Annotated in this window: 13 protein-coding genes; 4 read left to right on the forward strand and 9 right to left on the reverse strand. The window is 66.3% G+C overall.

All coding sequences use genetic code 11. The annotated features are described in order from the left end of the window. The first annotated feature begins 195 nt into the window (after positions 1 to 195). A complete protein-coding gene (locus tag ACE3N9_RS07470) occupies positions 196 to 903 on the forward strand; it encodes a fatty acid desaturase CarF family protein (protein ID WP_374282424.1) in 708 nt (235 codons plus the stop codon). On the opposite strand, the gene ACE3N9_RS07475 is transcribed toward ACE3N9_RS07470, so the two are convergent. The 6 genes from ACE3N9_RS07475 to ACE3N9_RS07500 form a co-directional block, all read right to left on the reverse strand. After that, positions 887 to 2164, reverse strand: a complete 1278-nt coding sequence (locus ACE3N9_RS07475) for a capsule biosynthesis protein (RefSeq protein ID WP_374282426.1) — start codon at positions 2162 to 2164, stop codon at positions 887 to 889. The two genes, ACE3N9_RS07470 and ACE3N9_RS07475, sit on opposite strands and share 17 nt — an antisense overlap. Next, the gene (locus ACE3N9_RS07480) at positions 2161 to 3792 is read right to left on the reverse strand and encodes a hypothetical protein (protein ID WP_374282428.1); all 1632 of its coding nucleotides are present in this window, start codon (positions 3790 to 3792) and stop codon (positions 2161 to 2163) included. Before ACE3N9_RS07480 ends, ACE3N9_RS07475 begins: the two co-directional genes overlap by 4 nt. Positions 3793 to 3800: 8 nt before the next feature. After that, the gene (gene kdsA / locus ACE3N9_RS07485; RefSeq protein ID WP_374282430.1) at positions 3801 to 4625 is read right to left on the reverse strand and encodes a 3-deoxy-8-phosphooctulonate synthase; all 825 of its coding nucleotides are present in this window, start codon (positions 4623 to 4625) and stop codon (positions 3801 to 3803) included. Positions 4626 to 4634: 9 nt separating this feature from the next. Continuing rightward, positions 4635 to 5438 carry a 3-deoxy-manno-octulosonate cytidylyltransferase gene (locus ACE3N9_RS07490; protein WP_374282432.1) on the reverse strand — a complete coding sequence of 268 codons (804 nt, stop codon included), beginning with the start codon at positions 5436 to 5438 and terminating at the stop codon, positions 4635 to 4637. Between the two features lie 8 nt (positions 5439 to 5446). Then, a complete protein-coding gene (locus ACE3N9_RS07495; protein WP_374282434.1) occupies positions 5447 to 6445 on the reverse strand; it encodes an SIS domain-containing protein in 999 nt (332 codons plus the stop codon). 94 nt (positions 6446 to 6539) lie between these two features. Continuing rightward, complete coding sequence (locus ACE3N9_RS07500) at positions 6540 to 7727, reverse strand: polysaccharide biosynthesis/export family protein (RefSeq protein WP_374282436.1); 1188 nt, start codon at positions 7725 to 7727, stop codon at positions 6540 to 6542. A 201-nt stretch (positions 7728 to 7928) separates the two neighbouring features. On the opposite strand from ACE3N9_RS07500, the gene ACE3N9_RS07505 reads away from it, so the two are divergent. From ACE3N9_RS07505 to ACE3N9_RS07515, 3 genes are read left to right on the forward strand one after another with little or no spacing between them, the layout of a single operon-like run. Continuing rightward, positions 7929 to 9773: a glycosyltransferase family 4 protein gene (locus ACE3N9_RS07505; RefSeq protein ID WP_374282438.1), complete on the forward strand. Its 1845-nt coding sequence runs from the start codon at positions 7929 to 7931 to the stop codon at positions 9771 to 9773. Beyond that, complete coding sequence (locus ACE3N9_RS07510; RefSeq protein WP_374282440.1) at positions 9760 to 10326, forward strand: SIS domain-containing protein; 567 nt, start codon at positions 9760 to 9762, stop codon at positions 10324 to 10326. The genes ACE3N9_RS07505 and ACE3N9_RS07510 overlap by 14 nt, the downstream gene beginning before the upstream one ends. Further along, positions 10323 to 11054: a sugar phosphate nucleotidyltransferase gene (locus tag ACE3N9_RS07515; RefSeq protein WP_374282442.1), complete on the forward strand. Its 732-nt coding sequence runs from the start codon at positions 10323 to 10325 to the stop codon at positions 11052 to 11054. Before ACE3N9_RS07510 ends, ACE3N9_RS07515 begins: the two co-directional genes overlap by 4 nt. Positions 11055 to 11088: 34 nt before the next feature. Here the strand turns inward: ACE3N9_RS07515 and ACE3N9_RS07520 are convergent, their stop codons facing one another. From ACE3N9_RS07520 to ACE3N9_RS07530, 3 genes are all read right to left on the reverse strand, one after another. Further along, entirely contained in the window at positions 11089 to 11733 is a 645-nt protein-coding gene (locus tag ACE3N9_RS07520; protein ID WP_374282444.1) for a D-glycero-alpha-D-manno-heptose-1,7-bisphosphate 7-phosphatase, read from the reverse strand. After that, positions 11730 to 12857, reverse strand: a complete 1128-nt coding sequence (locus tag ACE3N9_RS07525; protein ID WP_374282446.1) for a glycosyltransferase — start codon at positions 12855 to 12857, stop codon at positions 11730 to 11732. Before ACE3N9_RS07525 ends, ACE3N9_RS07520 begins: the two co-directional genes overlap by 4 nt. A gap of 74 nt (positions 12858 to 12931) precedes the next feature. Beyond that, positions 12932 to 13255: a hypothetical protein gene (locus ACE3N9_RS07530; RefSeq protein WP_374282448.1), complete on the reverse strand. Its 324-nt coding sequence runs from the start codon at positions 13253 to 13255 to the stop codon at positions 12932 to 12934.

Raw genomic sequence — 13255 nt, forward strand, 5'->3', positions numbered from 1 at the left:
TCTTGGTCGGGAGAGGATCCAGGGGAAAGCCAAGTGCTTGAAGTCATGGCCCTAGCCCGATGAATGGCGGCTTGACAAGGAAGGGCTGAGGCGCGAACCGGCAAGACATCGGTCGGCCTTGCCTATCCGGTCAACGATACGGGTCACACAGCATCGCGAAACTGCGCTATCATGCCATGGAGTAACGGAGCCGACATGCTGCGCCAGAAAGTGATCCTTGCCCTGTTCCTTGCCTCGCTGGGTGCCAATGCGCTGGCCGCAGTGCGCGATCCGGCCTGGCTGGCGCTGCCGGCCCTGCTGCTGGGCTGGTATCTGGCCGACATGCTGTCGGGCCTGATCCACATGTACATGGACTATCGTCCCTGCACGCCGGGCAAGCGGCTGAACGACATCTTCTTTTACGAAGGGTCCCGCGAATCCGAGGAATACCTGGCCATGCTGCGCGAGCGGATGGCTTCGATCGGCCCGTTCGAGCGGATTTCCTACGATTTCAAGAACCATCATCCGCGCCCCGATGCGCTGGGCCGGCGGCCGCTGTGGCGGCTGATCGGATCGACGGTGATCCTCGCCGCCTTGCCGCTGTCGCTGCTGGGCAATGTGCTGGCGGCGTTCTGGCCCGTGCCGGGCTGGATCATGGCCGGCCTGTTCAGCTTCCTGCTGGGCGGGGCCTTTGCGCAATACTTCCACGGTTCGCTGCACCGGCTGAACAATCCCTGGTTCATCGTCCTGCTGCGCCGGGCCGGGCTGCTGATGACCCCGGCCGCGCACCAGGTGCACCATGACACCCTGCAACGCGATTTCGCGACGAACTGCGGCTGGTCCAATCCGGTAATCAACGCGCTGTTCCGTATGTTGCGGGCCAGGGGACGCCTGCCTGACGAAGGGCTTACCCCTTCAGCATGAGGCCCTTGGCCGGGGCTGCGGTGTGGGCGCCGCGGACCGGCACGGCCGCGGGTTCCGCCAGCAGCCGTTCGATGCTGTTGCGGACCAGGGTTTCCATGGCCGAAGCGCTGGCCAGGCCGCCGCGCACAAGGCACTTGGCATGGAGGACCTGCTTGAACGCCTCGTACAGCCCGCTGTCGGGCACTTCGGGATCGAGCCAGAAGCGATCGAGGCCGGCCTGGTGGGTGACGCCGCGCACATCGTAGACCGCGTCGCCCAGCACCACCACCGGCAGCCCCACTTCCAGCGCCAGGGTGCCCGAAGTCGAATTGACGCAGACCATGCCGACGGCATGTTCGGCCAGGTCCTGCAATTCGCCCCCGTCGATGTGGAGGATGCGTTCCTCGATGTTGAGCCGCCGGGCGCGCTTGAACAGCCACCGCCGCCAGTTGCGAAAGCCGCTGTCGAGCGGATGCTCCTTGACCAGCAGCACGGTATCGGCCGGGGCGAAGCGGGCAAAGCTTTCCAGCACGTAATCGACCGCCACGCCCATCGATCCGAACGGGGAATGGGCGCGGATCTGGTAGTCGCCGGTCAGTTGCAGCGGAAACAGGAAGTACTTGCGCCCGGCGATCGCGGCGAGTGTTTCGTTAGCCTGGCGCTCGCGCCGCCTGGCGCGCAGGAACTTGAAGGCCCAGCCGATCCCGTCCAGCATGATCGAACCCTGGCGATGGCTGCGATAGAACGGGAAGCGCAGCTTGCCCGTGACCACGTGGTGGTAATGCCAGTAGCTGTCGCGGGCGCGGCGCTTGAAATCGGCGGTGATCGGCGGAAGCTTCGGCACGGGCGGCAGCCACCTGGCCGATGCCAGGATCACTTCCGGGTCGCGTTCCATCGGGGAATGGCCGTTCACCCCGTCGCGTTCCAGCGTCATCCAGTCGGGCCGGATGTAGCCTTCTTCGAACACATGCAGGTGGACCCCGCGCAGCTTGGCCATGCGCAGCGCGGCCTGGTGCATCGGCCGGCAATCGCCGAACAGGACGATGTCGGTGATCCGGTGGGCGCGCAGGTAGCGGTCGACAAACATCGGCCAGTCGCGCATCCGCCCGCGATAATCGGTCCCGCCTTCGGGCCAATCATACAGGTCCCCGCCCGACAGGTTGATCCGGTGTACGCCCACGCCGCGTTCGGCCAGGGCGGTGCCCAACTCGCGAAAGAAGGGGCCCGGCGGGCCTTGCAGGAACAGGAATTCGCGGCGCGGCGCGCCTGGCGGCATCATCATCGCACACCCCGCAAGCGCCGCCAGAGCAGCTGCGCGCGGCCTTGCCATTCGCGCAGCCGGATCAGGGGCGATGTGATCCGCGCCTCGCCCGCGGCCATCCGGCGCACCACCACTTCGGCCGGGCAGGGCAGGCGGGTGACCGGATCGAGATAACGGGGGTAGAGCAGCAGCGTCGCCGCCACCAGTTCATCCAGGCTGCGCTGGCGGCTGCGGCGCGGCGGGATCGGCGCCAGGTCGCGGGTCAGGCCCCAGCCGGCATAGAAGGGCACGCCGTGGGTCGTCACCGGTTTGCCCCTGAGCAGCGCTTCGAACCCCGCCAGCGAAGTGATGACGTGGAGCGCATCGACCGAATCGATGAGCGGAATGATCGGGGCATCGCGTTGCACTTCGTCTGCATAACGCAAGGCGTCTGGTTCGGGGACATGGCCTTTGCGGTGACCGGCTTCAACATCTGGATGGGGTTTGTAGATGATCCAGGCATCGCCTTCCAAGGCCCGCGCCCGGGCAAGTAGTTCCAGATTGGATGTTCCTGCGCCGCCGCTGAGTACTGATCGGTCATCTTCGACTTGCCCCGTAACCAGAACCCGCCGCCGGTTTCCCGCCGGGCGGCTTACTGCGGTGCCACCATGCCCATACTTGCTGATCGCAGCCTTAACGAGCATTTGCCGAAGCGCCTCCGCCCGTCCACGAAGTTCATCCGGAATGTGATTTCTTTCCAGAATCGCTTCCAGGTCGCTGGGACCTCCCGGATCGAAGTAAACCCCGGCGAAATCCGCGATCAGCGACAGCGGCGGGACGCAGTTGGCACCAAGGCCAACCGAACGGATGAAGCCGTCTTCCAGTTCGCCCAGGGCCAGGTCGCTGGCCCCAAGATCGGCCAGCACCGTGGGCGGCGTGCGGGATTTCCAGGCCAGCACGCGCCCGCCCGGGGCCAGGTCCGGGGAAGGGCGGTGCCGGTAGCGGACCGGGCCGGAACCGTCCCACAGCATCGCATCGGCGGTAACCCGCTTCCACCGCGCTACGCCGAACACGGCGGCGATGCTGCGGTTGGCGTCAATCAGCCGGCGCCATTCGCCCAGCTGGGCGATGGCCGCCAGCGGGCCGATGGCTTCACCGCTGAACGGATCGCGGCAGGCCAGTGTGCCGATGGCGCTGCGCAGGGCCGGGGTGAGCGAATCGGTGCTGCCGGCAAAGCGCCCGGCGCCGAACAGGCGCAGCGCCGCCCCTTCCAGCGCGGCGACCAAGGCCAGTTCGGCATTGGCATCGCACAGGATCAAGGCGGCCCGTTCTGCCAGCCACCACGGATCGCACGGCGCGTGCAGGACGGGCAGCGCGGTTCGCACCCCGCCGCCTTCCGGCACCAGGACGCAGGCGCGGGCCTGCTCATCCGGCGTCAGCGCGGCAACCATTTCGGCAAGCTGCGCGGCATTGGCCGGGGCCAGCAGGATGTCGCGGCCGGATGGCAGCGCGGGCTGCGCCGCCCAGAAGCTTCCCCCGACCCGTTCGCTGCGCAGCGCCGCCGCGACGCCATCCGCGTCGAACGCCGTGCCAGGGTCAGCCGTTACTTGCGCCAGCGGCGCGGCGCGGCGGCCGGGAAAGGGCGGAATGCGAAGGAAGGGCAGAGGCAAGATGCCGGTCAGCCCTTGACCGCGGCATCGACGGCCTTGAGCTGCGCCAGGAAGGGTTCAAGCTCGGCCAGCGGCAGGGCGCTCGGGCCGTCGCACAGCGCCTTGGCCGGATCGGGGTGCGCTTCGAGGAACAGCCCGGCGATGCCCACGGCGATCCCGGCCCGCGCCAGGGCGGCGGCCTGCGGCCCGCGCCCATCCGCGCTGTCGGCCCGCCCGCCGGGCTTCTGCAGGGCATGGGTGACGTCAAACACCACCGGCGCCAGCGGCTTCATCAGGTCCATTCCCAGCATGTCGACCACCAGGTTGTTGTAGCCGAAACTGGTGCCCCGCTCGCACAGCAGCACGCGTTCGTTCCCGGCCTCGCGGCACTTGTTCAGGATATGGCGCATCTCCTCTGGCGCCAGGAACTGCGGCTTCTTGACGTTGATCACCGCGCTGGTGCGGGCCATGGCCGTGACCAGGTCGGTCTGCCGGGCGAGGAACGCGGGCAGCTGGATGATGTCGGCCACTTCGGCTGCGGGGGCGGCCTGGTGCGGCTCGTGCACGTCGGTCAGCACTGCCAGGCCGAAGCGCTGCTTGATCTCGGCCAGCATGTCGAGGCCGCGATTCAGACCCGGCCCGCGAAACGAATGGATCGACGAGCGGTTGGCCTTGTCGAAGCTGGCCTTGAACACATAGGGAATGCCGAGCCGCGTCGTGACGTCGACGAAGTGTGACGCCACCTCGTGCATCAGCTCGGCGCTTTCCATCACGTTCATGCCGCCGATCAGCACGAAAGGGGCGTCGTTGGCGAAAGTGATCCCGTTGGGAAGCGTGATGCGAGGGCCGGTCATGCCGTCCCCTTACCGGATCCCGCGTTCGCGCAAAATGGCTTCGATCGCGGGGACATCCTCGGGGTTGTTGAGCTCGATGCAATCCCAGCCGATCGGATCGAACGGCACCACCCGGATGCGCCGCCCGGTTTCAAGGAAGCGCAGCTGCTCCAGCCCTTCCAGTTCCTCGAGCGGGCTGGGCAGCGTGGCGGCATAGTCAGCCAGCGCGGCCGGGCGATAGGCATAGACACCCAGGTGCAGGTGGACATGGGCATGGGCATCGGCCCGGTCCGGCGCGACATGGGGGATGACCCGCTTCGAGAAATAGAGCGCGGTGTGATGGGCGTTGAATACCACCGTCGTGCCGCCGACGCGGCCCGCCGCCTGGTCGGTCACCAGGTGGCGGTAAAGGCTGTCCGAACAGCGCACCGCCGGGGTGGCCATCGCCGCGTCCGGGTCTGCGGCCAGCGCCCTGACTAGGTCGGCGACCACGAAATCGGGGGTCAGCGGAGCATCGCCCTGCAGGTTGACCACGATCGGGGCGACATTGCCCAGCACGTCCAGCGCCGCAGCGCAGCGTTCGGTGCCGTTGCGGCAGCTCTCGAGGGTCATCACCACCTGGCCGCCAAAGGCCCGCACGGCATCGGCAATGCGCTGATCGTCGGTGGCGACCCAGACCCGGTCGGCCGAGGCTACCCCAACAGCGGCCTCCCAGCTGCGCTGGATCAGGCTGCGCGGCTGGCCATCCGCGCCGCGCAGGCTCGCCAGCGGCTTGCCGGGATAGCGCGTCGAGGCATAGCGCGCCGGGATCAGGATCGCGAAATCGGCGGTCATGCCCGGCGTCAGTTGAGGCCGTGGCGCAGCAGGTCGTGGATGTGGATGATCCCCAGCGGCACTTGCGGCCCGGTGGTGGGATCTTCGACCACGAAGGCGGCGGTGATCTTGCTGTCGTTGAGGAACACCAGCGCCTCTCCGGCGGGCATGTCGGCCGGGATGACCTTGGGCGACGAGGTCATCACCTCGTGCGCGAAGGCGGTGCTGAGCACCCCGAAGCGGCGCCGCAGGTCACCATCTGTGATGATCCCGACCAGCACGCCGGTCTGGTCAACCACGCCGGCCAGTCCGAAGCAGCCCGAGGTCATCACCGAAATCGCCTCGGGCATGCCGGCATGCGTATCGACCAGGGGCAGGCGATCGGCGCCGTGCATCAGTTCGCTGACCGGAGCGAGCGCCAGCCCGATCGAGCCGGCCGGGTGCAGGCGCTGCAAATGGTTTTTCGAAACCCCGCGCATGTCCATGACTGTCATGGCCAGGGCGTCGCCCAGGGCAAGTTGCATGGTGGTCGAGGTCGTCGGGGCGATATTCGCCGCGCAGGCCTCGCGCACGGAGGGCAGCAGGATCGGGATATCGGCCAGCTCGCACACCAGCGAGTTCTTGCGCGAGGCGATGCCGATGATCGGGATCTTGTTGAGCCGGGCGAAGCGCAGGATCGTCCGCAATTCGGCCGTGTTGCCCGAATTGGACAGCACCAGCAGGGTGTCGCCGGTCGTCACCATGCCAAGATCGCCATGCCCGGCTTCGCTGGGATGGACAAAGATCGACGGGGTGCCGGTGGCGGCGAAGGTGGCCGCAATCTTGCGGCCGATATGGCCGGACTTGCCCATGCCGGTAACCGCCAGTTGCCGCCGGGTGGCCAGGATCGCTTCGCAGGCGGCCGTAAACGATTCGTCGATCGTGTCGGCCAGCGCGGCAAGGGCCTGCTGTTCGGCCGTGATGACACTGCGCCCGCGCTCAATGCAGTCAAAATTGGCCAGGCTGGCCTGTTCACCAGGTTCGGGCAAGTCTGGTCCAATCCTCATAACTGCAAACAACCGTTCTGATACGACTGCTTCTTATCAATCGGCCAATAAGGCGTAAGCTTGAACTATATTCAAATCACAGCGTATTGGCCACGCCTACAATCGAAAATGCCATCGACGATACAATATTCACGAATTTCTGCAGGTCGGCAACCGGGGCATTCGATACATAGACCACATCGCGGTTTCTGATCGGAAAGCTTTGCGCGACAAAGAAACTCGCCGGGTCATGCAGGTCAAGTCGGTAGATCACCGGAATCTTGCCATCGAGCGTGCGCCGGGCTGATCCGGCCAGGCTGCTGTCGAGCGCGTCGGGCTCTTCCAGCCGGAATACGAACACGCCGCGAACGTCGGCCCGGTCGTCGCGCAGGCCGCCGATCCGGCCAAGGGCCTGGGCCAGCGTGATGCCGGTCCCTTCGAACGAGATTTCGGCATTGTTGCCCACCGCTCCCAGGGCGGTGAAGCTGAACGGCTGGAACAGGGCCGTGACGACATCGTCGGCCTGCATCCGGATGTTCTGATCGGGATCGCGGATGATCTGGTCGAGCGGCATCGACGCGACCTTGCCCAAGCGGGAAATCTGGATCGTGGTCTTGCCCACGGGCTGGCGCACCCCGCCGGCAGTGGCCAGCACGTCGAGCAACCGTTCGCCCTTCGGGGTGAGCGGGATGCGGGTGTTGTTGGTCACTTCGCCGACAATCGTCACGTTGGCGGTGGCATTGCGGATGACGCGCACGATCGCCTGCGGCTGGTGGGCCAGACCGGTCAGCCGCTGCACGATTTCCCGTTCGATCTGCTGGGGCGTGCGCCCGGCCACGCGCACCGCGCCCACGAAGGGCACGTTGATCTGGCCGGCGGCATCGACCATCTGTTCAGGTAGCGAGGTGCCGCGCGCGGTCGAACCGGACGAGGTCAGGCGGGGATCACCCAGCGCCGAACCATAGAGTGCCGCAGGCGGCGCTTCCCAGATCGCCACATCCAGCACATCGCCCCGGCCGATGACGGCTCCATAGGCCGACCCATCGCCCAGCGAGTCCGAAAAACGCTGCTCGCGCTGCGCCGACATGACCCGCTTGGCGGTCGGCTCGGACAGTTCGACAACCTTGATGTCGGCGTTTCCGACCGCCCCCTTCGTTCCGGCGCTGCGGACGGCCTTGGTGGTGGGCCCGGATGAGCCAAGCGAGCTGCATCCGCCCAGGGCCAGTAAAACAAGCGCAAGCGTGGTGGTGGCCAGGGCCTGTGCGGTCGGTGCCTGTGGGCGCAATGATAGTCTCCAGATCGAACAGGCAGCGCCTGTAGACGCGCTGCCAATAAGGCTTCGCTTGGGCTGGCACAATGTGTCTTTTGCCCATCGCCCGCGCGGCTGTCCCGGCAAGTTCTTGCCTTGGCTGGATAATGCGATATCCATCACAAGTGGCTTCAATCGCATTGACCGCCTAGGCAGTGCGCGATAGCTCGTGCGGCGATGGATCGTAGCGAACCGCTGTCACCCGCAAGCTCCGATTCTGTTTCGGGCAATCCGTTCGCCGCGATTCCGGCGCGGGCGCTGGCGATCTGGCGCGCGCGCCCGGATTTGCAGGCCGCGTTCGATCCCGCCACCCCGTCCGGTGCCGCCAATCTGGTCTGGTGGTATTTCCTCCACGGTTTCCGCGAAATGGGGCTTGAACCCCGGCCGGACGATCATGGCAAATACCTCAACCAGCACCAGCCCGGGGTCAGGCAGCGCGGATTCGTTCCCATTTCGCGCCTGATGCACGAGCTGCACACGCGCCGATCCGGCCAGGCGGCCGGTCCCGCCGCCAGCGGATGGCTGCACCGCCGCCTGCGGCGGCTGCGGCGGGCCTGGCAGCGGCGCTATGGCGGGATCAATCGGCGCGGCGAACAGGCCCGGCTGCTGGCCTGGTATTTCACCTCCGGCCTGGCGGAAGCGAACCTGCTGGGCCTGCTGGATCAGGCCCAGGCGCGCGCCTTGCTCGAACCGCTCGGCGGCCAGGGCGGGGTGCCGCGCCTGGTCAGGCTGATCTGGGATGCCGACGCCGAATTGCAGCGCAGCTTTCCCGATCCGGCCGATCCGGCAATTGTCGATTGGTGCCGCGAACATGGCCGGACCCGCTGGCCGATCCTGGCCCATCCCCTGATCGGCCTGGCGCCGCCGCGCCGTTCTCCGGCGGTTCCGCTTCGCCGCTTGCCGTTCGGGGTCAATCTGTTCGGGCATGCCCGGGCGCGGCTGGGCGTGGGTGAGGATGTTCGCATGGCTTCGCTGGCCCTGGCCGAAGCCGGGGTACCCTTTGTCATCTGCGATGTCGCGGCAGGGCAGATCAGCCCCGAGGAAACCGGGTTCGACCAGCACATCACCACGGCGATGCCCTATGCCATCAACCTGTTCTGCATGACCGGGATGGAAACCGTATCGACCATGCTGGCGCGAGGGCGGGGCAGTTTCGACGACCATCTCAACATCGGGTTTTGGCCCTGGGAGCTGCCGCGCTGGCCCGAGCTGTGGCAGCACGCCTATGACTATGTCGACGAAGTCTGGGCATCCAGCGCGTTTGCGGCAGAGGCGTTCCGGCTCAGTTCGCCAAGGCCAGTTCATCAGATGCCGATGGCGGTCAGTGTCGATCAGTCGGACGGACTGGGCCGGGCTGATTTCGGCCTGCCGGCCGCCCCGTTCCTGTTCGCCTTCGCGTTCGATGGCCTCTCCTCGTTCCGGCGCAAGAACCCGCAGGGCTGCGTGCAGGCCTTCCGCAGCGCCTTTCCCCGGGGGGACGAACCGGTTGGCCTGGTGCTGAAGGGGCTGCGCGTGGAAGACGACCCGCGCTGGCGCGAATTGCAGCTGGCCGCCCGCGAAGATCCGCGCATTCATCTGCTGACCGGATCGTTCAGTCGCGGCGCCCTGCTCGACCTGTTCCGCTCGATCGACTGTTTTGTATCCCTGCACCGCAGCGAGGGCTTTGGGCGCAATATTGCCGAGGCGATGCTGTTGGGGCGGCCGGTGATCGCCACCGGCTTTTCCGGCAACGCCGATTTCGTCCGGCCGGACACCAGCATGGTGGTGCCCTGGCAGCTGCGCGAACTGGCCGCCGGGGACTATCCGTTCGGCGAAGGGCTGGAATGGGCCGAACCTGATCTGGACGCTGCGGCCAGCCAGATGCGGCAGATTTTCGCGGATCGCGCACTGGCAAGGGAAATTGCCGCTGCGGGACAAAGACTTGTTGCCTCTACCTATTCACCTGAAGTAGTTGGCAAGCAATATCTCTCTGTACTATCGTCTCGACTGGACAATGGAGTTCGTAACAATGGATGTACTTGAATATCTTGCGCGCTCCGAAGAAGTTCTGGCCGCGTCGCGCAATTATGCTGGCGTGCGCAATTGCGAACCGGCAATCGAGACCATCGCTGCCGCACTGGCGGTCGATCTTCCCTTGCTGGTTTGCGGCAATGGCGGTTCGGCGTCGGATGCCATGCACATCACCGGCGAACTGGTCGGGCGGTTCCTGAAGGAACGGCGCGCGCTCAACTGCATCTGCCTGTCGTCGAACCCCTCGGTGCTGACCGCCTGGTCGAACGACTACTCCTATGAAACTGTCTTTTCGCGCCAGACCGAAGCCTATGCCAAGCGTGGCGGCGTGATCCTGGGGATCAGCACCTCGGGCAATTCCGGCAACGTGGTCGAAGCGTTCAAGGTGGCGCGCGCCCATGGCATGACGACCATCGGCCTGACCGGCGAAGGCGGCGGCAAGATGGCCGAATGGAGCGACATCCTGATCGACGTGCCGTCGCGCTCGACCCCGTTCATCCAGCAGGTCCACATCTGCCTGTACCATTACATCTGCGAAATGGTCGAAGCAAAGCTGGCGGCATGACCGTCGCCAGCCAGATTACCGTGGTGGTGCTAGCCGGGGGCAAGGGTACCCGGCTCAAGGGGCTGTATCCCGATACGCCAAAGCCGATGATCCCGGTGGCGGGCAAGCCGTTCCTGCACTGGATCACGCGCTGGATCGCGCTGCACGGCCCGCAGCACTTCGTCTATTCGACCGGCCACCTCTCGCAGCAGGTCGAGGAGTGGGCTGCCGACGCATCGATGCCCGACCTCAAACGCGAATGCGTGCGCGAGGACGTTCCCTTGGGCACCGGTGGGGGGCTGATGAACTGCATCGACCGCTGCGGTGAGTGGACCATGGTGGTCAATGGCGACGGGCTGGTGATGCGCGGCATGGCGCAGCTGCTGGCGCTGGCCGATGCGCCCGGCGATGGCGGCCTGCTGGGGGTCGAGGTTGACGATACGAGCCGCTATGGCAGCCTGGAAAGCGATGCCGATGGCAGGCTGACCGGTTTTCGCGAGAAAGTGCCGGGGCGCGGGCTGATCAACGGCGGGATCTATCTGCTACGGACCGAGCTGCTGCGCGCGCTGTACCGTCCCGGCAATCTCAGCATCGAAACCGACCTGTTTCCCGAGATGCTGGCGGCTGGTGCCAACCTGCGGGTGATCGGCGCTGGCGAGGCGCCGTTCATCGATATCGGCACGCCCGAAACGATCAGCCAGGCCGAAGCTTTCGTCCACGAACACCTGGGACAAGCCCAGCCCGATTGATCCGCGCCCGATTGATCCGCGCCTGGCCTGGGCGTCATGGACGCCAGGCGGCGATGGCGTGGGCCGCGTCGGGCTGCCGGCTGGCCTTGAAGCCCGACCCGCTCCACCGCAGCAGCTGGTCCTCGTCCACGGCTTGCCATTCGCGCTGGCCATGTCCGGTCAGGACCATGGCCCCGGCCGCCAGCCCGGCGGCCTGGCCCGCGCGCAGGTCGGTGGCCGCATCGCCGACGATGTAGGATTGCGGCAAATCGACCTGAAGATGCCCGGCGGCATGCAGCAACATGCCCGGCTCGGGCTTGCGCCAGGGATGCCGGGCCACGGCATAAGGCTCCCGGCCGTCCTCGTGATAGGCGCAGGCCAGCACCATGTCGAAATGCGCGCCGTGCTGGGCATAGTGGTCATAGATGTGCTGCTGCACCGCCATGAATTCGCTCCAGCTGTAATAGCCCCGGCCGATCCCGGCCTGGTTGGTGACCATGACCACCGGCAGGCCCGCGGCGTTGATCCGGGCGACCGCCTGCGCAACGCCGGGGATGAAGCGGACATCGTCGATCCGGTGCAGGTAATTGGTTTCCTCGACCACGACCCCGTCGCGGTCGAGGAACAGGCACGGGCTCCCGGCAAAGGCGCCGGGCGTGAACCGCATGGCAAAGGTTCCGGGTTCCGGATGAAACGTCACGTCATGGTCTCCCGGTGCCGCAGGGCAAGGGCCTGGCGGGCAATGGTGGTGATCAGGTTGTCGGCATTGTGAAACCGCCCCCAGCTTTGGGCCAGCACTTGTGCGGCCCGGCTGTAGCGGTCGAAGTCATTGGCGATCGCGGCAATCGCATCGCCCAGGCTGGCGGCATCGCCGGATACGAACAGTTCGGCATTGCCGTGCCCGTCGACCTGTTCGGCCATCCAGGTCCCCGAGGGCACGACGACCGGCTTGCCCAGCGCCAGCGCTTCGGCCAGCACGCCTGAGGTTTGCGAATCGTAGTGCGCCTTCAGGTAGGGCAGCAGGACGATGTCGGCGGCTTGCAGCAGCGCTGCATATTCCTCCTCGTCCAGGGTCTGGGCGATCATCTCGGCGCCCAGCGCATCAAGCCGTTGGTGCAGGCGGTTCCATTCCTCGTCGGGAAAGTCGGGATCGACGGCCTGTAGCCGGAAATGCAGCGCGCCGGCTGGCACCAGCGTCTGGGTCCGTTCGATTGCCTGGTCCAGCAGGGCAAAGCCCTTGTTGCGCCGGGCCTGCCCCAGGAACACGGCGTTGCGCCCCTGGCGCACCGCGCGCCGGGCCGGTTTCGGCTCCCCCGGTTCGCAGTGGGGGATCGGGAGCAGGCCGATCGGCAGGTCGGTCAGCTGGCCGAACTGGTCCTGCAGGATGTTCGAATCCGTGAACAGGAGCGGCCGCCGTGCCGGCGCCAGCTCCTGGAACCGGGCGAGCGCAGTCCGGTATTCGTCCGCTTCCGGGTCCAGCCGGCCGGGAACGGGAAACGGCGTGTAGTGCAGGATCAGCACCACTGTCGGCAGCCGGTCGGGGTCCAGCGCGGCGAGCCAGTTCGCGATCCCGCCCAGTTGCCATTGGCGCAGGCTATTGATCAGCAGGACGTCATCGGCCTGGAAGGACAGCCGGCCGTCGAGAATGCGCAGGTCGGCTTCGATTTCGCGGGCATGCGCGGCCAGCATGGCCTTGCGCTGCGCGGCATCATTCGTGGTGTGTGCCAGGTTTGCGGGGGTTTCATCGCAGCCGAGGCTGAATCCGGGATGGCCCAGTTGCAGGCCAGCCGCTTGCTCTGCCAGGGCGCGGTTGCCGACTATCACTGCCGTATCACCGCGGCTCCTGACCCCACGGCCGATCGCCAGCAGGTAATTGGCGCAGTGTCCGGCGTAGTCCCTTAGCGAGGGGTCTGCCAAAATCCAGCGAGCGCCGTTACCTTTTTTTTTATCGCCCTTGCATTGGGTGCCCTGCCCAGCCGCCGACCGATCCAGTCGTAATGTTCCTGCGGATCCATGCCGAGCTGATCGACATCGGGATATTGCTGGCGATACCACGCCGCATCGAACTGGCCCCCGTCGGCGGCATTGTCTGCCGTCTTCGGCGCCTTGCCGAGCTGGCGCAGTTCGTTGACCAGTTCGGCCACCTGCAACTGCAGCGCATCGCGTTCGGCAGTGATCTGCCGGATCTGGCGATTGAGCGAGGCGGTATCGTTTTCAACCAT

Origin of the sequence: Novosphingobium sp. (genome assembly GCF_041905565.1) — a bacterium.
Taxonomy (GTDB): Bacteria; Pseudomonadota; Alphaproteobacteria; order Sphingomonadales; family Sphingomonadaceae; genus Novosphingobium.

Coding starts and splice junctions, on each gene's coding strand:
- ACE3N9_RS07475 (WP_374282426.1), bottom strand. CDS start 2,164: ATGATGATGCCGCCAGGCGCGCCGCGCCGCGAATTCCTGTTCCTGCAA.
- ACE3N9_RS07490 (WP_374282432.1), bottom strand. CDS start 5,438: ATGACCGCCGATTTCGCGATCCTGATCCCGGCGCGCTATGCCTCGACG.
- ACE3N9_RS07530 (WP_374282448.1), bottom strand. CDS start 13,255: ATGGTTGAAAACGATACCGCCTCGCTCAATCGCCAGATCCGGCAGATC.
- ACE3N9_RS07510 (WP_374282440.1), top strand. CDS start 9,760: ATGGATGTACTTGAATATCTTGCGCGCTCCGAAGAAGTTCTGGCCGCG.
- ACE3N9_RS07515 (WP_374282442.1), top strand. CDS start 10,323: ATGACCGTCGCCAGCCAGATTACCGTGGTGGTGCTAGCCGGGGGCAAG.
- ACE3N9_RS07470 (WP_374282424.1), top strand. CDS start 196: ATGCTGCGCCAGAAAGTGATCCTTGCCCTGTTCCTTGCCTCGCTGGGT.
- kdsA (WP_374282430.1), bottom strand. CDS start 4,625: ATGACCGGCCCTCGCATCACGCTTCCCAACGGGATCACTTTCGCCAAC.
- ACE3N9_RS07505 (WP_374282438.1), top strand. CDS start 7,929: ATGGATCGTAGCGAACCGCTGTCACCCGCAAGCTCCGATTCTGTTTCG.